A 23,172-nucleotide genomic window follows, 5' to 3' on the forward strand; every position below is an offset into this window, starting at 1 on the left:
AATGGGTGGGACGAGTGGTTTAATAAGAATTTTGAAATTCTCCAATAAAGTATTTATGAACATTCAAATGAAAGATTTTTAAAAGCACTACGGAATTCGTTCCTCGAAATGAGGACGGTTTATTTTGTAGGACCTATACCTGCTGAGCAAGGAGAAGATTTAGCTCAAAGAACTTAGAATGAAAAAAATGTTAGTCAAATACAAATTGGTTCTAATGTCTCATTTTAATTTTATTGGTATTATTTACAATAATACTATTAAATAGGATATCTTATCCTGTCGAGCATCCTCAAAAAGCCGCATTTGCTTGGCGTATCATCGATTATCCTCGCTACCGCAGTTTTCACGCTTCATCCACATCTTTAGAATACATCGGAAATGACCATTCTTTCATTACCCATTTTTTATTATCCTCCAAAAATATAGAGGGGAGGAGCTTATGATTGTTTTGAGAAAGTATAGCCTTTCAATTTTAATAGTATCTTCTTTTTTTCTATTGCTGCAAGGCTGTTTAGACGCGGGGTCCGTTAAAACACAGGACAAGACTCTCCCGCATCCAATAACTTATCGAGATGCTTGTAACGTTGAGGTTACGTTTGAAAAATCTCCTGGCCGGATCTTGGCATGGAATGTTTGGACAAGAGATCTTTTGCAGCACATTGGGGTAAGTGAGGACAAGATTGTGATGGATCAAGGGGTGGGAAGCAGCACCGCGGAAGGTTGGCAGAAAGCGGTTGCCTCTCAAAATCCCGACTTGCTTCTTTATATGAGCGAGACGCCAATCGATAGGAGTGAATGTGAGAGCTTCCAAGCTTTGAGATCATCGCCTATTAAGGTCATCGTTTCAGATCAAACGAAGCTGGAGAAGGTAGCAGAAGACATGCGTGCCTTCGGTCTTTTATTAGGCGTCGAGGAAGGGGGGAACCGGGCGGCCGGTGAACTGACGAATACAATGCAAAACGTAAAGGATGCCGTGAGGCGTCTTCCTAGCATGCGAGTTGCGTGGATTAATGGTTACAGCGAATGGGATAATCCCCTCAAAAGGGGGGTGCTCCTCACCGGCAGACAAACGTTAACTCACGATATTCTTACGATGGCAAATGGAGAAAATATAGTGAAAGATGACTTCCTTGGAACCAAGGCAAATATTACTTATACCTTGAAGGAGTTCATCTCCTTGGAACCGGATGTCTTGTTGGTTCGAGTAGATCCTGGTCGAACTGCTATCTCCGGTCCCATAGACCAGTATCCGGAATGGGGACAAATTATTGCTGTCCAAAAAGGGAACGTCGTCGAATTCCCGCGCGAATTTCCAAGAGTAAAGCAGCTGCGGCAAGAGTTAATTGCTGTTACGGAAGCTTTGTATCCGGAGCTGAAAAACAAAATCCAATAAAGGAGAAGATACGATGTTATCAGTTAAACGTTGTTTGAAGTATAGTGCGGTTACCGTTGCTTTCGCGGCATCTGCTTTTATTACAACTCAAGTGATAGCCGCTCCTTCACATGATTATTCGTGGTTTGAGGGACAATTAAAGTCCGGCATTCAATACTCAATTGAAGATGGCTCTGCAACATCTACTTATAATTGCTTGGCATATGCATTAGGAGTAACCTCAACTTGGATTTGGCCGTGGGGTTCTAGCGATGCTACTTTATCGGAGATGACCAAAGTGCTTACCGATCAAGGGTATAACACAAGAAGCCCGGGTCCTTCATACATTCCCCCTAGACTTGTGGTCTACGGATCGAGCAATGGGATTGGACATATTGCGAAAATAACCAATAGCAATCCACAAACAACTAAATCAAAGTGGGGACCATGGGAGTTGGTTGACACGAAGTCTTATGATCCGTATCGCCCCACCCCTAATGGCTATGGTCCCGCTGTTCAATATTACTGGTAAAAATGAATCTCCTTGATGCGGAAAGGAAGGGGTATATTGAATAAGAAAATGATAATTAGCGCGCTGCTTGGAATTGGGATTGGAGTGATTGGATATTTTGGAACGATTCCAGACTTTAAGGCCTATAGCTCTTCAAGTAAAGCAATTAGTATCGTTGACATTCGGAATGAAGTGGATAGACTAATCCAAAACGACCCACAACTTGCTTATAGTTCGAATCCATATGACTATGTGAAAAACAATAAAGCGTATCATCATATTGTAAAAATCGGATACCCAGCCTTACCTGAAATTGAAAGAATGATTACGGATGGTAACTCCTATGGCTTGGAAAAGTATTTACTTGCGATTGCAGCCGAAGAAATTGCCGGTGTCCAGCTGAAAAAAGGTAAGTATCGGTGGTCCTGAAGAGTTTATCCGTGCTTGGAATCTTCATCTCCAAGAAGTGGAGCAAAGAGTCGAGGATATAATAAAATCTGACAATAACCTAAAGACAAAAAATGAGGAGCTGTCCAAGTTGGGAGCACCGGCTCTGCCCTTTCTAGTAGATAAGATCAATCAAGAGAATACGGAAGTAGCCATCGCGATCGAAAGCATCGCATCGTCTGCTCCCCAGAGTTTTTCCACGCTAAAAAATCAAAACGTGGCCCGTTGGACGAAAGAAAACGAGGCGCAGCTTGATTTCTATCGCTCCTTGGTAAAAAACGCTTCCGGCAAGACAACTATCCGTAAAGACTTCCGTTTTGCCCCCGAAACTTAACGTAACCTCCTACTCCGTGAATTAAAAATGGCTTTTGTTTTTGGCAAATAGACTATCATTTAATGCCTTGATTGGCTCGTGCCTCTCAAGGTTTCTTTTTTGGGCCGGGGGTTAGATCGGATCGAAGTTCAGTCATAGACCCTATAACAATGCTGCCCCTTGATTGACAAACTCCAATCAAACTATAATTGAATGAATCTTTCAAATGAGGTGAAATGGATGTCTTTCCGTATCGTTCGAGGTATGTAGTTTTCGGGCTGGAAAAAACGCGTACCAGCCATCAAGGGGGAGGTCTGCCCTTTTGATCCAGAAACTACACATTGAATGATATCGGTCATCCGTTCTGTGATTTTTATCCTTATTGGAAGGTGAGAAACAATGAATTCAATAGACTATAAAGAATTTTATGATAAAGTTGGAAAAACCAACGGATGGAATTTCAGCAGTGTGAAATGTATCTCGGAAGGAATAAAATGGGACTTTTACAGTGAAGTAACAAAGGCATGCAAGAAGTCGGATTTGTTACTGGATATCGGCACAGGCGGTGGAGAAGCGATTTTATCGATAGCCGAAGCCGCGTTGCTGTTAGTGGGGATTGATCAATCAACTGGAATGATCGAAACCGCAACTAACAATTTGGCCAATTCAGGCAGAGCGAATGTTCGTTTTCTAAAGATGGACGCTGAAAAGTTAAATTTTCCTGAGAGTTTCTTTAATATAGTTTCTTGCAGACATTCGGTTTTCTATGCTAAAGAAATAGCAAACGTGTTGGTTAAGGAAGGGATATTCCTAACCCAGCAAGTAAGCGAAAATGACAAGTTAAATATTAAAGAAGCGTTCGGAAGAGGGCAGTCGTTAGGGATATCAGGAGGCACATTAAAACATCAATACATTGCCGAATTAAGCGAAGCGGGTTTTACAGAGATACAGTCATTTGATTGTAATGTCATTGAATTTTACCAGACGGCCGAGGACCTGATTTTTCTTTTGAACCACACTCCAATTATTCCTAACTTTGGACAAACCGAATTTGATTTTCAAATACTTCAACAATTTATTATGGAAAATCAAACTGAAAAAGGAATTAAAACCAACTCTGAACGTTTTATGATCATTGCTAGGTTATAGGGATATCTTGTGGGTAGTAGGAAGGAGCGTCTTTCAGTTAACCTTTGTTCGGTATTCCGGACTAAGGTTTTTTCATTGTACCCGATATGTGTGTTAATTTACATAAAATAGAATATGAATATGTCCGATATATATTAAGTTCAAGGCTTGGTAAAACGAGGCGGAAGTCTAATGTGAGGGTATGATTCGTGTTAATAATACAAGCAATCGTTCTATTATTAATTTCAATAGGATTTTTATTTTTTCCCAAATATATGAAGTACTATAGAACTGATGAGCTTTTCTTGCCGGTTCCGGAGTCTATTATTATTATTGGTTTTGTTCGAAGTTAATATGAAATGTACGCCGGTTCTGATTCTTCTGATGAATCTAAAACGACTCTACTTAGAACACTTTAGTCAAAGGTGGACCAATGCGAAAAATTAAATTGACTTTGGCATTCGCAGCTTTAATTTCAGTGGTATTTCTTTGCGTTCAAGAATTACCGGTTAAACATGCGGTATCCGTTGAGTTTGATTACATCCCTAAGGGCGAGCTTCCTTTAGGTGAAATTGAGATTATTTCCGAGCATTCGGATGCATCGGGAGCCGATTGGAAAATACTTGGCTACAATAATCATTTATTTCCTTCGACTAACGGCTACATGTATGTTGAAGGCGCAAATCCGATGGATGAGCTAAGCGAGTTTCTAACTATTTATGATGGGTCGTCAGGATGCAAGAAAAACAGATTTGTCCTTAAGGGAGTGCTAGAGAAACGAGAAGGTCCTCGTTATAACAAACAAGATGGGAATTTGGTTCTTATTTCCAAGGGGTGGGAGATTTTTTATCCGATTCGTGGAAGGGATTTTTTTAGACCTTTGGCTTCCGCATCATATCTGTCGAAATGGGATTATAAGGACTCCAATTTTAAGAAGGGATACGAATAAATTGTTGCAATAGTCGAGTTTATTGGGTGATGCGGGATACGGTTGAGGTGATCTTTTGAAGAGAATTTGCTTATTTTTACCTGTAGTCCCAGTTCTATTTCTTCTGGCAGTCATTTATTATTACGTCTACCAACCTAAATTTATTGATATAAAAACGAACTGGTCTGAGAAAGAGTTTAGTAATGGCATTGAACTAAAATATGATTATTTCGATGGTGAGAAAAGAATCCCGATTAAAGCTATAAAGGGCAGTCGAATAAAAGTAGACTACACAATCGGCGGAAAGGGAGGACTATCCACGTCATTTTTAGATCAGAACGGCAAGTTTGTTAAAATTATTCCGGAAGGAAGCACAGTAAGTATTATGGCTGAGAAGGATGGGGAGTATTTCTTCGTCATAAAGGGAAATAAGATGGAAAATGGGTATATAAAAGTAAGATGGAAGATCGAAAGTGGATCGTGACCCAAAGTAAGCAGAGTAACCTCCAAAAGGCTACTCTGCTTCTCAATCCGTACCCCAAGTTTACGGCGTCTTCAACTTAACTATATCGTCCTTGGTTATGAGCTTCAGATTATTTTCCGGATCTTCCAGGTACCATTTGTTAAATCCATACTTGCTCAATAAGGCTGTGATTTCGGAATTGTCCCTGAAATAAGCATTTAAGGAAACTTGGCCCGGCATCGTGGGGAAGACTTCGTCGCCATTGGCTCCGTGCTTGCAGGGAAACGGCCATAAGCAACAACTTTTTCATAAAATGTGCCTCCAAGCTCTATGCCGCTCTACTACTCCTCAAACATGTCCGTAACTCTTCCCATAGTTCGGTCTACGTTAATCCAGTTTCCCGTTGCTGTATGTTCGTCGTCGTCTCCATTGCGCACCGCTTCGTACACATGGATCGTCACCTTCTCATCGTCGGATGAGGAAACTTCTTGAATGAAAATCGAGCCGATGTTGTCTTCATTGCGGCGGTTGTCTGCATGGCTTGTTACTCCTCCTATTCCGGTCGCAATAAAGAACGCTTCCTGTTCGGAAAGGAGGGCTTCCAACCCGGGGTGTCCTTCGTTATCGAATCTCTGCATCATCGTCTCCTGGTATCGATCGAACTCGGCTTTTCGTGTGGCCAGGTACACAAGGTCTTCCGGATAACCCAAGCTTTTTAAACGATCGGCTGCCTTCTTTCGGCTTACCGTATCAATCTCGCCAATAACGTTGAATGCTTTGCTGGATTCGTTATAAATGACAACTTGCTCCGAAACGAGGTTTGACCGATTGATTGCACTGTACGATTGAAGCAGCAACAGCTGTTTTCCTTGATCCGCGTTAACTGTCCAGATATCAGTGAACCCTTCCCGGTACGATGGTTCGATCTTGGCCGCATCGTAGAGTTTGGCAAGAAACGGGGGATCGATCGGCGATTTGAATAAATAATAAGTGCCTCGCGGTTCTGCATTATGACCGCCGAATAATTTGGAATCGGGATAATCGATCACAAGTCGGTTCTCGGCGAAGGTTACGGATACGTCATCGTACTCTTCATTCAGCAATTTCACTTTCCCGGAGGTGATGGTAAAATCCGATTCCATGGACCCGACATTATGGGCGAAACCGCTCGTTACATTCACTTCCAAATGAAAAGTGCCATTGTCCCGCTTGCTAATCTCGGCTCTCCCTTGCCAAAGCTGATTTTCCCCGGCTCTTGCATAAGTTCCCTCGATCGGCTGCTCCTGCGCGGCAACCGGTTTCGGCGGTAGAACTTCCGTTTGCGATGCCGCCGTCGGCTTCGATTTTTCCGATGCTGCAGGAGGTTGAGCTGGCGCTTGGGGAGGCGCCGGCGTCGCCATCTGGGTCGTTGTTCCTGATTCTACAGGCGCAGACGAGGTTGCATTCGTCGTTAATTTGCACCCCGAGCATAAAGCAAGTAACGATATGAATATTGTCAACTTGCGTAAAAATAGGTTTTTCATGCTTCACTCCGCCGTTTTTTTCTAAAATCTGTATTCAACATGCACAATAGTACCAGTATATAGCAAAATGCTGTGCAGAAATAGCTTTTTAGAAAAATGCATTCCCCGGCAGACGGCGTTGAAGAGCGATTTTCTCTGGAAGGAAAAAAGGTTGAGTTTGGTAATTTTGCAGGATTCCCATAAAATGCAATCCAAGGTAAGCTGGTAACTACAGAAGCTTAACTTCGTATGAGTATGGGGAGAACGATGACAAAAAAGATCGAAACGGTATTGACCAAGCAGAGAAAGACCTTTAAAGATTATGTGCATTTGACCATTACGGAAGGACCGCAGGTCTATATCCTGAATGTCATTAAAGGCCGGCTGTATCCCGATAAAAAGACGATGAATCCGACCTACGAGCCGTATCCAATCAAGGAGGAAGCCGTCGACCGGTTGAATGAACGGGCTCATGAACTGAGAGCTAAAGACTTCGTCGAAGAACCGACGGATGTTTTGTTTCAGATTAAGGAAAAAGAGCTGTACGTGTTCGATAAAGCGAAGTGGCATTACGAAGGGGACTTTCCGCAAGAACTGGACGTATTTCAAGCTTATATCCCGACCGGCATGTTCGTCGAGTGGGTGATCAAAAACGATTTGTCCAGCAAGCGAAGCCGGAAAGAAGATGCGCTAGATATCGAGCTGGTAAAACGGGATGAAATGACAGGCACCCAATTTTTTCGGAAAAATTGGGATGGCGTACTGACCTCGAAGGAACTGTCGGATGAAGCGGATGCTTTTGCGCGCGAATACCTGAATATCCATAACGATATTTATACGGCCACGGATTTCGCGGAAATATTGGCCGCCGGCCTGCCGACAATCTACCACGTGGAAGATACGATCGAGAATTACCAGATCATCGAGCCGGTCATTTCGGAACGCTACCGCGTCTGGAAGCGCGACAAACGGATATAACAAAGGCTGTCCGCTGCGGCAGTCTTGTTATTTTGAGAGAAGAGAACTTCACGAACTTCATAGTCTAAGGAGATATCCGCGATGTCGCACAGAGTCTATTTATATAATGTCAGCGTCCCTTCCGAAGCACAGGATGACGATAAGATGATGATGGAATGGGGCTATGAAATGCCCCTCGTATTACAGCCTCTCTTGGTCGACGGAGGGTTTATCGACGGCAATAATTATAACAACCATACGGAGCCGGACAATGCGGGACTGTATTACAATGCCCGGACGGGAATCGAAAACCTGAAACGGTTTTACGATTTTCTGGAGAAGCAGGAAGGGCTGATTGCAGACAAAGCAGCCTTTGCCGAAGCCAAAACGAAGCTTGTGAGCTATCTCGAAAAATTAGACCTCCCGTATTTCCATCTCGATGCTTGGGACGTATTCAATATGGACGACATCCCCCATGCCGAGCAGGCGGAAACATGGCGGGCGAATATTGCCCACAACAACGAGATCATCACCAAGGCGATGGACAACGACGACATCTCGCTGCTGCGCTATTCCGAATTGATGGACGTGAACCCTGGCTTTAAATCGTTTGCCGAGCTGCTCAATTATCCGAATTACGAATACGGCTGGGGGTCGATTTGGGAGCCTTATGAAGATGAGACGAAAGTAGAAATTTTTGAGGAAAACGGCTTGTGGGGCCTGAAAGACAAGGCTGGCAACATACTGCTCAGCCCGCAGTTTGACGAATTTTACGATTTCAGCTGCGAAGATCTTGCCGTGGTCACCCGGACGGGCAAATACGGCTATGTACATAAGTCAGGGAAAATCGTCATTCCGCTCGTATGGGACGATGCTTTCGATTTTGAATACGGCACGACTTCTGCCATTGTCAAACGGGACGATAAATTCGGGCTCATCAATCTCGAAGGCCGGACCGTGACGCCAACGGAATACGAGAGCTTGGAAGAGCTGGCCGGCATCTATTTCACCGGGAAAAAAGACGGCGGCTGGGGCGTGCTGGACCAATCCGGATCCGTCATCGTACCGTTCGAGCATGAAGAACCGTTCAAATTCGGCGGGGAGTATTACCATACGGCAGTGAAAGGGAGAAAAAACCGCAAAATCTTCAACGAATATTGGAACTATATCGGAGACTTTCCGTTAACCGCGGTGGAGCCGATCGAGGAAGGGCTTATTCTGGTCAAGCCGCACAAGGATGCCAATCACCACACCTTGTACAAAAAAGACGGCACGGTCTGCGTGTCGGGCTTCGATAAGCTGAACCGGCAGACCCATTTCCCGAATCTGCTTATCCTGCGCAAAGGCAAAAAGCACGGCGCCTTCGGCAAGCGGCAGGAAAGCCTTCTGCTGCCTTATGAGTACGATGCGCTGATCGATCTGCAGGCCGTCGTCGATTCTATGTCGAGCAACCTGGTGCTGGCGCAAAAGGACGGGCAAAAAGGCGTATTTAACGGGGACCCGGACGAGCCTTCGTGGTTATTTCCTATGGACGATTACGAGAACATCGTTTGGCTGTACGAGCGTGCCTTCGCTTTGAAGCGTAATGGGCTATGGAGCATCGCCTATTCGCCCGAAAAACGGCTGAGCGACTACGAATTCGATCTTGTAGCGCAGAAAGCGCCGGTGAACGGCTTTGCTTATGCCTTTAAAGGCTCTGAAGTTTACACGGTAGGGGAGTATGGACTGTCGAGGGCCGATAAAGCCGAAGTGCTGGAGGATGCCGAGGATACGTATTATAACTATTATTTTGATGCCGACGTACGCAATCGACTGTTGGCTTATGCCAAAGCGGACAGCCCCGATCCCGGTGGCGTGGACGAATATACACCGGTCGAGACGTTGTACAACTTGAGCTTGGAGGCTTACGAAGCGGGCGATTACGACAAAGCGTTCCACTACGATACCCTTGCGGCCGAGAAAGGCTATGCCCCATCGATGAGTAACCTGGCGCAAATGTATTACAGCCAGGAGGGCTATCTCGATGACGATAAGGCTTTCTACTGGTACGAAAAGGGCGCAGCAGCAGGCAACCCTTATGCCATGAACGGTCTGGGCGCCTGCTACCGGCACGGAGTAGGAACGGAGCCGGATGCGGACAAGGCGCTGTACTGGACCGGCCAAGCCGCAGAACGCGGCCTTGATTTTGCCCACAACAATCTGGGAGCCATCTATTACGAGGGACAGCTAGTGTCGCAAGATTTGGACAAGGCGCTCTGGCATTATGAGCAGGGCGAAGTATTGGGCTCGCCGGACTTTGGTTGGCTCGGTTATATTCATGATTTGAAAGGGAATCACGAAAAGGCGCTGCATTATTACCGTCAGGATTACGAAGCCGGCAGCAATGTGGGGGCCTATAACCTGGGAATCGTGTACAGTCAAGATTTGGGCATAGCCAAAAATATTCCGGCGGCCATTACTTATTTTAACGTGGCTTTGGAAAGAGACTATCCGCATGCCCATATCGAGCTGGCTCGAATCTACCGGAACGAAAAGGAATTCGCGGATGAGAGCTTGGCGAAATACCATCTTGAACAGGCCGAGAAGGCCGGACTGGATATCCCGGACGACATCTGACATGAATTGAGCGGCGCTGAAAAGAAAAAACATGATTCCGGTCGCTTCGCAGGCACCATGGCCCGGAAGAAGGCGACCGGAATGCCGGCCGGTGTCCCTACATCTGCGTCCCCGACCGCCGGTACTCGCTCGGCGTAACGCCGGTAATCTTCTTGAACATTCGGTTGAACGAGTTCATGTTTTGATAGCCGACCTGCCCGGCGATATCCTGAATGCGCAGATCGGTCTGCCGCAGCAGCTCCTTCGCTTTGCCGATGCGCACGTCGTTCACGAAATCGAGGAAGTTGATTCCCGTTTTTTCTTTAAAATAAGTGGACAAGTAGCCTCCCGTAATGTTGAGCCAAGAGGCGACGAGATCCAGCGTAATATCTTCCGTATATCGCTCCGTCACATAAGCGGTCGCTCCGGTAATAATCGGGTCGGCGGCTTCTTTTTTATTGTTGATGCGCCGGCAGGCTTCACCAATCATCGCTTCGAAATAACGGTCCAGCTTGGAGACGGTATGGAGCTGCTCCGGCTCTAGGTCCGTTAATTGTCCGCTGTCCAGCCCCATGCCATGCAGCAGCCGGGTCGTTTTATACGTGATTTCACGGGCAAACTCACGGTAGGCGAGCGCGTCGGCCTTTCTTTTCTCCATCTGCGCCATGAGGCGCCGCAACACTTGCAGCACGTTCGCGGCGTTCCCCGCTTGCAAATTCGCTTTAATCTCCTGCATCAGCGCATCGGGCACGACGAACGGCTCCTGCGGGACGTGCTGCGCTTCGAGCACGACCGTTTCATCGTCGAACGGCCGGTGACGGATCATCTCCAGCGCCTCTTCGTAGGCGTCGGTCAGGTCAGCGGTATGCGCATGCAGCGGACTGACGGCAATGGTGAGGAAGCAGTAGGCTTTGTCCGTGCTCAGCACCCCGACGATGCCGTCCAGCGTCGTGCGCAGGCGCTCTTCCTCTCCCGGCTTCGGATGCACGATCGATAAAATCTGATTTCGCTCGATTTGGAACGTGAGCGATCCTTCCAGCTCCTTCGTGACGACGTGGTTAATGTACTCGCGAATGTACGACGCGGCGCGTTCCTCTTCCGCTTGAATTTCCGTGTGAAACGGGTGATTGAACGAGAGATGAAACAGAACGACCTGGAACGGCTTTTGCTCGCCTAACTGATCCGCACCGGCGACCGGCAGCCCGCGGATTTTTTTCAGCTTGTTCATATAGCTGTGATAGCGCAGCAGCGCATGCTTCTCCTCCAGATCCTGATGCCGCAAATGCCGCTGTTGGAGCAAAAAACCGATATTGCCGCGGATGAGCTCGAATTCGTTGTCGTGCCGGGGCACGGTGTCCTGCTCGTTCAAGCTTTTGATCGAGTCGACGATGCGCTGGACCGGATTGTTGAACCGGACGGTGAACAAGACGGATACCGTGACGCTGGCCGCGATCGCGACGAGCAGGACGGCGACGAAGGTCAGATTCAGCTTGATCAATTGGGACGAGATATGGCCGTCCGGCACGAGATTCACATAGGTGAATCCTGTCTTTGGTCCGGTGGTGTAGAAGAAGTACTGGTTATCCGCCTTCACCCAATCTTGTCCCGGAGGCAGAGCAGGCAGAGGCTCATCGGCTGCGGAGCCCGAAGCGAACAGCAGACGGCCGCTTGCGTCCAATACGTAAAAGTTGTCGTTGACCGAGCGGTGGAACGCTTGAAACATGCGGTCCGCATCGACAAAAGCCAGCATCATGAAATCCGGGTAAAAGCGGCTTTTGACCAGCATGGGCCAGACCGGACCGGTTGCATCGCCCGGTGAGTCGTTTCTCAGGTAGGAGGCGGCAGGGTAGATCGTCATCGGGCCGGCTTGCTCGAATTGCTTTTTCCAGAACGAGTAGGTGTAAACGGGATTGACGTAATATTCGGTGAACATGGATTCGGGGCTCGCGCCTCGCGATTTCTCCAGCATCAGGGAATGCCTGACATCGTACACGAACAGATTGTTCAAGTATAGCGCCTGATTCGATACAGTGTTGCTGAGATAGTCCGTCACCTTGTTGGCCGCCACGTAATCGAGATACGGCTTGCTGTTCAGCTCCTGCAGCCGGGGGTTCAGGTACAAATTCAGCATCGTATTTTCCAGCAGCTGAAAATGCTGCTCGAAATCGTTTGTCGTGTTCGTGAGATTGACTGTGTTATATTTGATGATTTCATCGCGGAGGCTTTGCCGGAAAACTCCATAGGTCAGGAGCTCGAAGATGACCAGGAGAACGATCACCCCGAGAAAGCTGAGCAGCAGCTTAAAAAAAACGGAACGCGCTTTCATTTTGATGCGGAGGATGCTTGGCAAAGGCGGTTGACTCCCTTCCTGCGGCGGATCGGATACAATATGTCTGTTTTTCGAATGCTTCACTGATTTACGGAAATCCCGAAAACCGTGATAAAACGGCAATAGCGACGGTTTTCGGAGACGAATTCTCACTATATTATAACATTGCGGCCCCGGGATGGGGGCAGGCCCTTAAGTCTCAAAATAGACTGGAAGCGGTTCCAAGATAACGGGTGCGAACCTGCCGCTAGTCCCAACGAAACCGAGAAAGGAGTTTTCTTATGGAAACGGAATTCACAGCCAAGGCATCGCCCGATCCGAGTCCTTCCCGTATGACAGCGGAGTCCATATCCGGCAGCTCGCGCCGGCAATTGCTGTTGTCCCGGATGTGGAAAGAGCGTTACTTGTATCTGCTGCTGTTCCCGGGCCTGGTGTACTTTATCGTATACAAGTACTTGCCCATGGCCGGAAATATGATGGCTTTTCAAGATTATAGCGCATTTCAAGGCTTCTGGGGCAGCGAGTGGGTCGGACTGAAGCACTTTGAGCGCATCTTCCAGGACAAGGAAGTTCTGCGGGTGCTCTGGAACACGCTGTACTTGTCTTTGCTGCAAATCGCCTTCGCCTTTCCGGTGCCGATCGTGCTCGCCGTGATGCTCAACGAGGTGCGCCGCGAATGGTTCAAGCGCCTCATTCAATCGATCGTCTACCTGCCGCACTTCATTTCTTGGGTCGTCGTGATCGGCATGGTGACGGTGTTCCTCCAGTCCGAAGGCCTGGTGAACAAGCTGCTGCACGTGCTGTTCGGCGTCGGACCCGTTGCCTTCCTGCAGGAGCCGGGCTGGTTCATGCCTCTGGTCGTGCTTGAGGTGATCTGGAAGGAATCCGGCTGGGGCACGATCCTCTTCCTTGCGGCATTGGCTGCCGTAGATCCGAGCCAGTACGAAGCGGCCGTCATCGACGGAGCCAACCGCTGGCGGCAAATCTGGCATATTACGCTGCCTGCGATTCGCAGCACGATTGTGATTTTGCTTATTTTGCGGCTCGGCAGCGTGCTCGATTCGGGCTTTGAACAGATTTTCCTGATGCTCAACCCGTTCAACAAATCGGTGGGCGACGTGCTCGATACGTATGTGTACGTCAAAGGCCTGACCGAATCCGACTACAGCTTCGCCACCGCGGTCGGTTTGTTCAAATCGCTCGTAGGACTGCTGCTTATTATCGGGGCGAACCGTCTGGCTAAACGCTTCGGCGAAGAAGGCGTGTTCTAATCTTACCTGCGGCTGCGGCATAAAGCAAGATACGGAGGTGCAAACGCTATGATTCGTAATCGCACATGGCAGGAAAAAGCGTTCGGGGCCGTCAACGGGGTACTCCTCGTGATCATCGCGCTGCTGATGCTGTTCCCTTTCTACTATATGACTATCGTGTCGTTTACTTCCTACACGGAGTACGTGAAGACCGAGCTGCTGCTTGTTCCGACAAGCTTTGTGCTCGATGCGTACGCCTATATTTTTCAATCAGATTCGTTCGTGCGCTCGATTGGCGTAACCGTCTTCGTCACCGTCGTGGGCACGTTCGTCAATCTGCTGCTTACTTCGATGATGGCTTACGCTTTGTCGCGCAACATTCTCGGCAAACGGGTGTTTCTGTTCCTCGTCCTGTTCACGTTCGTCTTCGGGGCGGGCATTATCCCGACGTACATGATCGTCAGCGCCACCGGCCTGATCAACTCGTACTGGGCGTTAATTCTTCCCGTCGCCATCAACTCGTACAATCTGATCGTCATGCGGCAGTTTTTTCTCAACATCCCGCACGAGCTGACGGAGTCGGCTTTGATCGACGGGGCCAACGACCTGCAAATTTATGCCCGCATCATCCTTCCGCTGTCCAAGCCGGCGCTGGCCGCCTTCGGGCTGTTCTCCGCCGTGGCCCATTGGAACACGTATTTCTCGGCGCTGCTTTATTTGAACGATCCGGCCAAATGGACGGTGCAGGTCATGCTGCGTCAGATCGTAATTCTGAGCCAGGCGGGCAATATTTTGTCCGAAGGGGTGCAAGCGGCCCGGGGGCTGCAGGTTCCACCTGCGGAAACGATCGGCATGGCGGCGATTCTGGTATCGACGATACCGATTCTCGTGCTGTATCCGTTTCTGCAAAAGCATTTTGCGAAAGGGGTGATGTTGGGCTCGGTCAAAGGCTAGGGGGTTGGAGAATCGGTTTGACTGATGTACCATAGCATTACACCTTAAGGAGGATATTCATCCATGACAATGAAACGGTCTGTTTCCGTTCTGCTTTCGCTCGCCGTAGCGGGCAGTATGACAGCTTGCTCCGGAGGAGCGAACTCGGGTGCGGCGGACGCCGGCAAAGGCAGCGCGGATGCCAAAAATAAAAAGATTACGATCACCTGGTTCTCGGGCACGTGGGAAAATCCGGTGCCGGGGCCGGACAGCGAAGCGGTCAAAGTGATCAACGAGAAGTTCAACGTAGACTTCAAGCCGCAGTATGTTCCTTGGGATACGTATGATGAGAAGCTCAGCGTCACGATGGCTTCCGGCGATATTCCGGACGTCATCGGCATGGAGCTGGTGGATGCCAACTATATGAAATGGGCGAAGCAGGGCGCTTTTCTCCCGCTGAACGACTATCTCGACAATTACAATTCGTTCAAGCCGGTGCCTTCCAACGTCTGGGATATGCTCAAAGTGAACGGCAAAGTATATGCGGTTCCTTATTTCTTCAACGCCAAGGGCGGCAAAAAGCCGGTTATCCGCAAGGATTGGCTCGACAAGCTGGGACTGCCGATGCCTACGAATTACGAGGAGCTGAAAAAAGTCGCCATCGCGTTCGCCAAGCAGGACCCGGACGGCAACGGGAAGGACGACACGATCGGCCTCGGGTTGGCCAAAAACATCTATTACAGCCCTACGTTCAGCCCGTATTACGGCGCTTGGTACGAAAAGGACAAAAACGGGCAGTACATCCCCGACATCGGCGAAGGAAGCAAAGAGGTCGTCAAGTTCCTGACGGATCTGTACAAGGAAGGCGCGATCAAGAAAGACTGGGCCGTTACGAATTACAACGACGTGTTCAAGGCGTTCAACGCCGGGAAAGTCGGGATCTGGTACGAGGAGCCGGGCGGCAATCTCATCAACTACAAGACGCTGGCCGAGAACGCGCCGAATGCGGTGCTTGCGCCACTGCCCGCCTTCAAAGCGCCGGACGGCACGCAGGGCATCCGCTCGTTGGCCGGTTACTACAAAATGTATCTGCTGAGCGCCAAGCTGAAGAACGATCCGGAGAAAGTGCAGCGCATTCTCGAAATCATGGACTATTTCCGCGAATTTACACCGGCGGACCAGCGTAACGCGAAGAATGAGAAGTACGATTGGCTGAACGGCAAAGAAGGCAAAGGCTACAAAATGGAAGACGGCGTCCCGATTCCAATTAAGGAAAACCGTTCCAACGTCGCGCCGAGCGCATACATCAACACCGAAGGCTGGGCGCCGAACGACCAAGACCTGGAAGTGTTCATCAAAGGCTCGAAGTCGCCGCTCGAAAGGCAGTTCAACGAATCGGTGGTCGCGTATCTCAAAACGTCCAAAATTTATCTCAGCCCCGTGATGGCTGTTCAGTCGCCGCTGTACAATACGAAATGGACCGAGCTGTCCCAGTTCCTGAACGACGAGAAGACGAAAATGATCGTCGGCCAACGGCCGTTTTCGGATTGGGATAAGATGGTAGACGAATTTATGGCGAAGGGCGGCAAGGAAGTCGTCGACGAAGTGAACAAGCTGGTCAAGGATAACAACGCCAAAGTCGGCTGGCAGTAAGGCTTAAGGCCGGCAAGCGAGTATGATATTCGGAAAAAGGAGCCCGAGACCATGAAACCAATGACAGCCGTCTTGATCGGAGCCGGAGCGAGAGGGGCCGGCGGTTATGCGCGGTACGCGCTCGATTGTCCGCATGAATTGAAGTTCGTAGCCGTCGCGGAGCCTAACGCCGAGCGCCGGGAAAAGTTCGCAGCCGAGCACGGTATTTCCCGGGAAAACTGCTTCGAGACGTGGGAGGAACTGCTCAGCCGTCCGCAGATGGCCGATATCGCGATGATCTGCACGCAGGACCGGATGCACTACGAACCGACGCTGCAGGCGCTGGATCTCAAATACCACGTGCTGCTCGAAAAGCCGATGTCCCCGGACCCGCGCGAATGCGTGGAGATGGAACGGAGGGCTTTGGCAAACAACCGGCTGCTGACGATTTGCCATGTGCTGCGCTACACGCCGTTTTGGGCAACGCTGAAAAAGATCATCGCGGAAGGCCGTATCGGCGAGGTCGTGTCGATTCAGCTGAACGAAAATGTGGGCTATTGGCATATCGCTCACAGCTTCGTCCGCGGCAATTGGAATAACTCGGACAAATCCAGTCCGATGATTCTTGCAAAATCATGTCATGACATGGATGTGCTGTCGTGGCTGATGGACCAGCCGTGCGTCAAGGTCAGCTCGTTCGGCTCGCTGATGCATTTTCATTCAGGGAACGCGCCCGCCGGATCGACGGATTACTGTATCGACGGGTGCGCGGTGGAGGCGGAATGCCCTTACTCCGCCCCCCGGTTCTACTTGGGTGAAGGCAAGGCGTGGGCGCGTCATTACACGGAGGAGCTGACGCGTGAGAACATCGTGAAGGGCCTGCGCGAGTCGCCGTACGGCCGCTGCGTCTACAAGTGCGACAACAACGTGGTCGATCATCAAGTGGTCAACATGGAGTTCGCGAGCGGAGCTACGGCGATGTTCAGCATGTGCGGCTTTACGCGGGAGCAGGAGCGCCGCATCCAGATCATGGGCACGCGCGGTGAGCTTCGCGGGGAAGAGAGCACCATTACGCTGATGGATTTTCTGACGCACCAGAAGACGGAGATCGAAATTCCACCGCAGGTGAGCGGACACGGCGGCGGAGACAGCGGCATCGTGCGCAGCTTCCTGCGCGAGGTGCGGAGTAACGCCGGCGCGGAAAGCCTGACCTCGGCCAGCGCTTCCGTGCGCAGCCATTTGATGGCTTTCGCGGCGGAAGAGTCCCGCTTGAACGGCGGCAAGGCCGTTCTCATCGACGATTACTATAAGCAGGTTGTAGCGGCGACATAAGTCGTCGGCTTTGCCGGGATGCGCTGAGCTCCCCGTCGCTTAAGGGCTGTTGCCCTTAGGCGGTGGGGGGCTCTTGCGATTTTGCGATGCGGGCGTTGTCCGCCTTGATCTCCGCCCGCTTCTGATCGAGAAGCTGCTGTTCGATACGGGATAGCTTGCGGGAGATCGTTTGCAGCCGGTAAACGACATAGATCGGAAAAGCCAGAAAAAGAAGAGCGAACAAAATCGCGTTAGGCCAGTGAATTGCGTACATCGGGACACCTCCTTTTTTCGGTCGTTTGGTGGAAGCGTTCGTAGGTCCTGAAGTGAAACTGTTGGAGTGGAACTTTTTGCTCCATTTGGCATAGAAGCTGCTCTTATAGACATCGTTCGCGGGCAAGGTTGTGTGATCATAAGTCGGCAGGGCTTGGGATTCGGCGCACGCGAATCCCAAGCTTGCGTTTGGTGCTGCGGTGCTGTATGCGGTTTGTCAAGTCCTGTGCGGCGTTAAGCTACAGGGGGAGACTCCAGGGGATAGAGGAACTGACGTTCGCTATTCGGTTGTTTTGGTCGTTGGCGGGGGCGATAGAGGAACTTGGTGCCTCTATTCTGGCGAATGATGCCGGATTCACCGGATTCTTCCGTCGAGGCGGGGCAATAGCTCACCTGAGTTCCTCAATTTTTCGGAATGAGGCTATTTGAGGTGTTTTAGCGCATCTGAGTTCCTCTATTGGTTTTGCGAAGGTCGCTGCCGAGATTAGGATTGCCGCATTGTAACCGTGAGCCGAAACGCACTTCTAGTGTACCTCAATCGTCATAGTGTAAAGTATCATCGAGCACCTATCGAGCGCTTCGACGTCTCCGTTGCGCCGAAGGGTGCCCCCGAATTACCTTCGAGGCCCCGACAGGTCAATCCGACGCCTGACGCGTCATCCTAACAGCGGCACCGCTAGGTTGCCGATCTGCTTCGGACCGAGGCCCGTGCAAGACCCGGCCTGCCGCCACTCACGGAACAACAGGCTGCTCCTCCGCTACCCCATATCGGCTCAGCGCCTTGGCCGCTGATTCCCGCATGCGCCGCTTGAGCTTGTCGCCTTCGACCACCCGGACCCGCTTGCCAAGAAAGCGCAGCTTGGACAAAATATATTCGCTCTCGTCCCCGAGGAACGTCAGCCGGATCGTGTAGCAGTCTGCCGCGTCGTCGTACCCGACCTGCTTTTCGAAGCACGAGAAGGCGTACAGGATGCGAGACAGCTCGTTGTTATACTCGCGCACCACCTCGATGACCGCCGATTCTTTCCGGCCCTCCAGCATGCGGTTGATGTCTGCTTCGACAGCCGCGGCTTCCTCTGCCGAAACCGGTTGCTCCGCAAGCTCCACAATATGCTGCAGCTTCGTATTCATCAACGCCTGATGCCGAAGGTGATACCAGATGAGGTACCATTCCCGTTTGACCATGGAATATTCCAGCTTGAACGGAAAGCCCGGCTGCTCCTCGAACATCCGTCCGTCTCTGATCCGGTGGTTGATGAGAAAGCCGCTCTTCCTCAGCATGATCCGCCGCAGAGGGCGCAGAAGCGGGTGGTAGACCTGATGCTCCCGGCTTTTGGCCTTTTCGCCGAAGCCTTCTTTCATATCCAGCGCTGTGTCTCCTTCGAGCATGCTTTGTAGCTTCTCCAGTGTCTCGGGTGTAAAAGCTTGCCCCGACGCCGGGTGCTCCAACATCGCTTTAAGCCATGTCCGCTCATGGGACGTGACGGCGAGCGTACCCGTTTCGTGCAGGCGGGACATGACCTGGTAATTAAAAATTTTTTCAAACGGATTCATAATATGCTGCGATCTCCTTCCACTCCTCAATCAGCTCCCGGCGCAGGTGCTCCGGTGCGAGTACTTCACAGCTGGAGCCGAAGCTGCGGAGCCAAGGCTTGATCTCGGTCGTCCCGTGCACCTTAATTTCATAGATAAACGAAGCCTCGTCTTCCTCCGTAATATGACCCCATTGCCCTTGGAGCAGCACGCGCTCTTTGACGAAATTGGGCTGCGGGGCCTCCGGGCTGAAAAATCGCACCCGCACCGTAAGGGGCCTTCCCGTATCGATAAGCCAGCTGTAGCGTGTTTTTTCCTCTAATAGGTGCAGCTTCTCGTTGAACGTTTCTTCGGGTACGGCCTCGTCTTCGTTCAGTTGAGTCAAGCCTTCCAAACGGAACTTCACGATTCCCTGTCGGCTTTCCGAGCCAAGCAAATACCACCGGCCGTATTGATGATCGTAGATCACCTTGAGCGGCAGCATCACGACCTCTTTTCCCTCGGTTTCGCGTTCGAACAGCGGATTCGTATTTTTCGAAGCGTAGCTCTTGCGCGTCTTGGGCGAGAAATAGAGAAAACGCACCTTCCGGCGCTCCCGGATGGCTCCAAGCAGGGTGAACAAATGCGCTTCATCCAAAATGCGCGAGTAATAATGGTACTTGTACAGAAAAGGCTCTCCGGTGACATTTTCCGCGTTGCCCGCTTGCTGCAAAGCCTTCTTCACGCTATCCCGCAAAAGATAGCCTTGAACGGACGGCACCTGTGTATTCGCCATAATGTCGACGTAATCGTAGAGATCGAGAAGCTCTTCGTAGGTCAGGTCCTTGACGAGCCGGTCGTGAACGCGGTACCGGTATGGCCGTCCTCCGGGCTCTTTTGCGATAACGCCGACTTCCTCCAAATATTTCAGGTCCGAGCGAATCGTTTTCTCGTCGGGCAAAGATAGCTCCGCAGGAAGATCGCTGCAGCACACATCGAGCAGCTCCGTGACGGTCCGGGCCTCATCCTGCATGGCGGCGAGCAGCAGCGACAGCCGGTGGCTTTCCGATTCCTTGAGCGACTTGGCGCGGTATAAGAACAGCAGCATCGGATCTGCGGACTCGTAGTAGCTGAAGCGGAGCGTTTCGGCGAATTCTTTGCCCTGCTCTTGCGGGAGCTGCTGGTACATCGTGTTCACGATGTCTTTCAGCCGCCGGATCGTTTTATCGAAGGTATGTACGGAGATGCCGAGCCGCTGAGCGAATTGCTGACGGCTATAGGCGCCGCTGGTCAGCACCAGCATGCGCAAAAACTGGATTTCTTTATCGAAGCTTTCTCTGGCCATAAACAACCTCCGCTTTCGTAGCTGTTCCTTTCATTGTAACAGGGAAGGGAATTGGAGAAAAAGGAAAACTTTCTCTCTCGTCGTAATACTTTCGCCATGTTCGCGGGCTCGAAAATAAGCGATGATAGTACACGTAAGGCCGACGCCGAAAGGCAGAGCTTTACGCCAAAAGATCACCGAGGCGCTTGGAAGGGTTACTTCGCCTCTTAAGCGACAGGTCGCCGGTTCGAGTCCGGCTTCCGCTATACGGCGGAATAGCTCAGATGGTAGAGCGGTTATTGTACCTTTCCGCCCACTTCCTCGGAGATCTTCACCATATGAATACCGAAGCGAGGCGCTTGAAAGGGCTCCTTCGACTTTATGGGAAAAGAATTGACGGAGAAAGCCGGGCGTCAGAGACGCCATGCGCCTTTTCGTTTTTCCCTCGCTTCGTTCTTAATAGGTAAATACTACGGCGAGGCGCCGGGGAGGGTTCCTTCGAATCCAAGTAGCGGCCTGATGAACGTCGGGCAAATACGGCAGGGGCGAATCCTGCCGCCAACCTTCCTCACTTTTCCTCGCCGGAGTTTATGAAGAAGCCGTTTTTGCTGCGCAAAAAACTTGGAGCTTGTTGAGAAAGTAGCTTTTACAAAAATAGAAATGCAAACGGAGGTGGGGTATCCACTGGAGAAGCGATAGCGGCCGCCTTTGTCTTCGGGAAATGTCCGCTGTTAAGCGGCTTCCAATCAAGATTTCCCGATGACAACAGCGGTCGGAAGTGGATACCCCGCCCCTTCGTAACCTTCTATATATCCATCAGTTTGCTACGCAAAACCTTTAGGAGGTTTCCAACCATGAGTTTCGCTAAAAAAATGTTCGGCGCGATGCTGCCGACGACACATAACAAAGACGGATTTCCCGCTTATGCGCGTTCGGCCGAAGAGCAGTACGTGCAGACGCTGTTGACCAATACGCTCGGAAATACATTTTACGCCGATCAAAACGAGCTTCTGAAGGACGCGCTTGAACTGCATCACGAAATGGCGCAGCAAAACCCGCAATTTATGGCCAAAGCGCTGGTGTTCGCCCGTAACGAGGGATTCATGCGGCTGCAGCCGCTGTTCGGACTCGCCATACTGTCGTCTTACCGGCCGGATCTGTTCGCCAAGGTGTTCGACCAAGTGGTTCGGATTCCTTCCGATTTGTCCGACTTCCTGACGATCCTGCGGGGACTTGGCCGCGGGCAGGGCGGCCGGGCCGTGAAACGGCAGGTGACCCGCTTTCTGTCCGGGGTATCTGAATATTGGGCGCTGAAGTACAACGGCCGGGGACGCGGGTTCAGCTTGGGCGATGCGATCGCGACGGCGCATCCGAAGCCGGCCGATCTCAAGCAGCAGGCGCTGTTCCGTTATCTACGCGGGCAGGAGACGAGCCTTGCGATGCTCCCGCAGGTGGAGGCGCTGGAGCAATTGAAGCAGGCGAGAAGCGAAGCCGAGCAGCTCGCCTGCATCGAACGCGGGAAGCTGCCGTACGAAACGGTGACGGGGGCGATCAAGCCGTCCAAGGCTGTCTGGGAGGCATTGCTGCGCCAGATGCCTACGTTCGCGCTGCTGCGCCATTTGAACGCGCTGGATCGCGCGGGCGTGTTCGAGAAGAAAGCGAACCTGGCGTTCGCGGTGGAGCGTCTGACGAATGCCGAGGCGCTGCGCAAAGCGAAAATTTTGCCGTTCCGGTTCGCCAAGGCGTTCCGAGAGGTGGAGCGTCCGGAGCTGCGCGACGCGCTTCGGGCGGCGGTGGAGCAGACGTTTGCGAACTTGCCGGAGATCGGCGAGAGCACGGCAATTTTCCTCGATATTTCCGGTTCCATGCAGGGGGAATATTTGCAGATCGGGTCCGTATTTGCCTTGGCGCTGTACAAGAAGACGCAAGGGAATTCGTTGTTCTGGCTGTTCGACACGGAAGTGACGGATGCCAAGCCGTCGCGTCACGACAGCATTTTAACGCAAGCGGAACGCATCCGTTCCCGCGGTGGAACCGATACCGGCGCGCCTGTGCGCAAGCTGTTTTACGAAAACAAACGGGTCGATCAGATCGTCATCATCACGGATGAGCAGCAGAACAGCGGCAGTCCGTTTTACGCCGAACTGGCAAAATACCGCGCCAAAGTGAACCCGCAGGTCAAAGCGTTCATTGTCGACATTGCGCCGTACCGCTATGCAATGGCGCCACCCGCCGATCGGAATACATTCTATATTTACGGCTGGAGCGACACCGTGTTGTCCTATATTGCGCAGGCGGTACAGGGCTACTCGGACATGACCGGGAAGATCGATGCCATGGAGCTGGGCGGCGGCGAAAAGTAACGAGCAATTTCCAACGAAAAGGAGGCCGA

The 23,172-nt window shown here is 50.9% G+C and carries 19 protein-coding genes; 14 read left to right on the forward strand and 5 right to left on the reverse strand.

Annotated features, from left to right (window positions below):
- Window positions 1–439: 439 nt before the first annotated feature.
- The 7 genes from NI000_RS29655 (at window position 440) to NI000_RS29685 (ending at window position 5,183) form a co-directional block, all read left to right on the forward strand.
- The gene (locus NI000_RS29655) at window positions 440–1,393 is read left to right on the forward strand and encodes an ABC transporter substrate-binding protein (protein WP_253414967.1); all 954 of its coding nucleotides are present in this window, start codon (window positions 440–442) and stop codon (window positions 1,391–1,393) included.
- Between the two features lie 13 nt (window positions 1,394–1,406).
- Complete coding sequence (locus NI000_RS29660) at window positions 1,407–1,904, forward strand: DUF7689 domain-containing protein (protein ID WP_253414968.1); 498 nt, start codon at window positions 1,407–1,409, stop codon at window positions 1,902–1,904.
- A 36-nt stretch (window positions 1,905–1,940) separates the two neighbouring features.
- Complete coding sequence (locus NI000_RS29665; RefSeq protein ID WP_253414969.1) at window positions 1,941–2,312, forward strand: hypothetical protein; 372 nt, start codon at window positions 1,941–1,943, stop codon at window positions 2,310–2,312.
- Window positions 2,313–2,421: 109 nt separating this feature from the next.
- A complete protein-coding gene (locus NI000_RS29670; RefSeq protein WP_253414970.1) occupies window positions 2,422–2,664 on the forward strand; it encodes a hypothetical protein in 243 nt (80 codons plus the stop codon).
- A gap of 378 nt (window positions 2,665–3,042) precedes the next feature.
- Window positions 3,043–3,792, forward strand: a complete 750-nt coding sequence (locus tag NI000_RS29675; protein WP_253414971.1) for a class I SAM-dependent methyltransferase — start codon at window positions 3,043–3,045, stop codon at window positions 3,790–3,792.
- Between the two features lie 412 nt (window positions 3,793–4,204).
- Window positions 4,205–4,720 (forward strand): hypothetical protein, encoded by a 516-nt coding sequence (locus NI000_RS29680; protein ID WP_253414972.1) that lies wholly within the window; start codon window positions 4,205–4,207, stop codon window positions 4,718–4,720.
- A gap of 55 nt (window positions 4,721–4,775) precedes the next feature.
- A complete protein-coding gene (locus NI000_RS29685; RefSeq protein ID WP_253414973.1) occupies window positions 4,776–5,183 on the forward strand; it encodes a hypothetical protein in 408 nt (135 codons plus the stop codon).
- A gap of 320 nt (window positions 5,184–5,503) precedes the next feature.
- On the opposite strand, the gene NI000_RS29690 is transcribed toward NI000_RS29685, so the two are convergent.
- Complete coding sequence (locus tag NI000_RS29690; RefSeq protein WP_253414974.1) at window positions 5,504–6,562, reverse strand: hypothetical protein; 1,059 nt, start codon at window positions 6,560–6,562, stop codon at window positions 5,504–5,506.
- A gap of 369 nt (window positions 6,563–6,931) precedes the next feature.
- Here NI000_RS29690 and NI000_RS29695 point away from each other — a divergent pair, with 369 nt between their 5' ends.
- On the forward strand, window positions 6,932–7,642 hold the full coding sequence (locus NI000_RS29695) for a DUF7832 domain-containing protein (protein ID WP_253414975.1): 711 nt from the start codon (window positions 6,932–6,934) through the stop codon (window positions 7,640–7,642).
- A gap of 81 nt (window positions 7,643–7,723) precedes the next feature.
- A complete protein-coding gene (locus NI000_RS29700; RefSeq protein ID WP_253414976.1) occupies window positions 7,724–10,237 on the forward strand; it encodes an SEL1-like repeat protein in 2,514 nt (837 codons plus the stop codon).
- 97 nt (window positions 10,238–10,334) lie between these two features.
- On the opposite strand, the gene NI000_RS29705 is transcribed toward NI000_RS29700, so the two are convergent.
- Entirely contained in the window at window positions 10,335–12,566 is a 2,232-nt protein-coding gene (locus tag NI000_RS29705) for a helix-turn-helix domain-containing protein (RefSeq protein ID WP_253414977.1), read from the reverse strand.
- Window positions 12,567–12,826: 260 nt separating this feature from the next.
- Between NI000_RS29705 and NI000_RS29710 the strand changes: the two genes are divergently transcribed.
- The 4 genes from NI000_RS29710 (at window position 12,827) to NI000_RS29725 (ending at window position 17,692) form a co-directional block, all read left to right on the forward strand.
- Window positions 12,827–13,816 (forward strand): ABC transporter permease, encoded by a 990-nt coding sequence (locus tag NI000_RS29710; RefSeq protein WP_301292765.1) that lies wholly within the window; start codon window positions 12,827–12,829, stop codon window positions 13,814–13,816.
- 48 nt (window positions 13,817–13,864) lie between these two features.
- Window positions 13,865–14,749, forward strand: coding sequence for a carbohydrate ABC transporter permease (locus NI000_RS29715; protein WP_253414978.1), 885 nt, complete (start codon window positions 13,865–13,867; stop codon window positions 14,747–14,749).
- 63 nt (window positions 14,750–14,812) lie between these two features.
- Entirely contained in the window at window positions 14,813–16,381 is a 1,569-nt protein-coding gene (locus NI000_RS29720) for an extracellular solute-binding protein (protein ID WP_253414979.1), read from the forward strand.
- A 51-nt stretch (window positions 16,382–16,432) separates the two neighbouring features.
- Window positions 16,433–17,692: a Gfo/Idh/MocA family protein gene (locus NI000_RS29725; protein ID WP_253414980.1), complete on the forward strand. Its 1,260-nt coding sequence runs from the start codon at window positions 16,433–16,435 to the stop codon at window positions 17,690–17,692.
- 55 nt (window positions 17,693–17,747) lie between these two features.
- Here the strand turns inward: NI000_RS29725 and NI000_RS29730 are convergent, their stop codons facing one another.
- The 3 genes from NI000_RS29730 to NI000_RS29740 all read right to left on the reverse strand — a co-directional run bounded on the left by NI000_RS29730 (window position 17,748) and on the right by NI000_RS29740 (window position 20,801).
- Complete coding sequence (locus NI000_RS29730; protein WP_253414981.1) at window positions 17,748–17,945, reverse strand: hypothetical protein; 198 nt, start codon at window positions 17,943–17,945, stop codon at window positions 17,748–17,750.
- A 731-nt stretch (window positions 17,946–18,676) separates the two neighbouring features.
- A complete protein-coding gene (locus NI000_RS29735; RefSeq protein ID WP_253414982.1) occupies window positions 18,677–19,498 on the reverse strand; it encodes a WYL domain-containing protein in 822 nt (273 codons plus the stop codon).
- Window positions 19,485–20,801, reverse strand: coding sequence for a helix-turn-helix transcriptional regulator (locus NI000_RS29740; RefSeq protein ID WP_253414983.1), 1,317 nt, complete (start codon window positions 20,799–20,801; stop codon window positions 19,485–19,487). Before NI000_RS29740 ends, NI000_RS29735 begins: the two co-directional genes overlap by 14 nt.
- Before the next feature lie 833 nt (window positions 20,802–21,634).
- On the opposite strand from NI000_RS29740, the gene NI000_RS29745 reads away from it, so the two are divergent.
- Window positions 21,635–23,143, forward strand: a complete 1,509-nt coding sequence (locus NI000_RS29745; protein WP_253414984.1) for a TROVE domain-containing protein — start codon at window positions 21,635–21,637, stop codon at window positions 23,141–23,143.
- Window positions 23,144–23,172: the final 29 nt, after the last annotated feature.

The organism is Paenibacillus tyrphae, assembly GCF_024158745.1.
GTDB classification, from domain to species: domain Bacteria; phylum Bacillota; class Bacilli; order Paenibacillales; family NBRC-103111; genus Paenibacillus_G; species Paenibacillus_G tyrfis_A.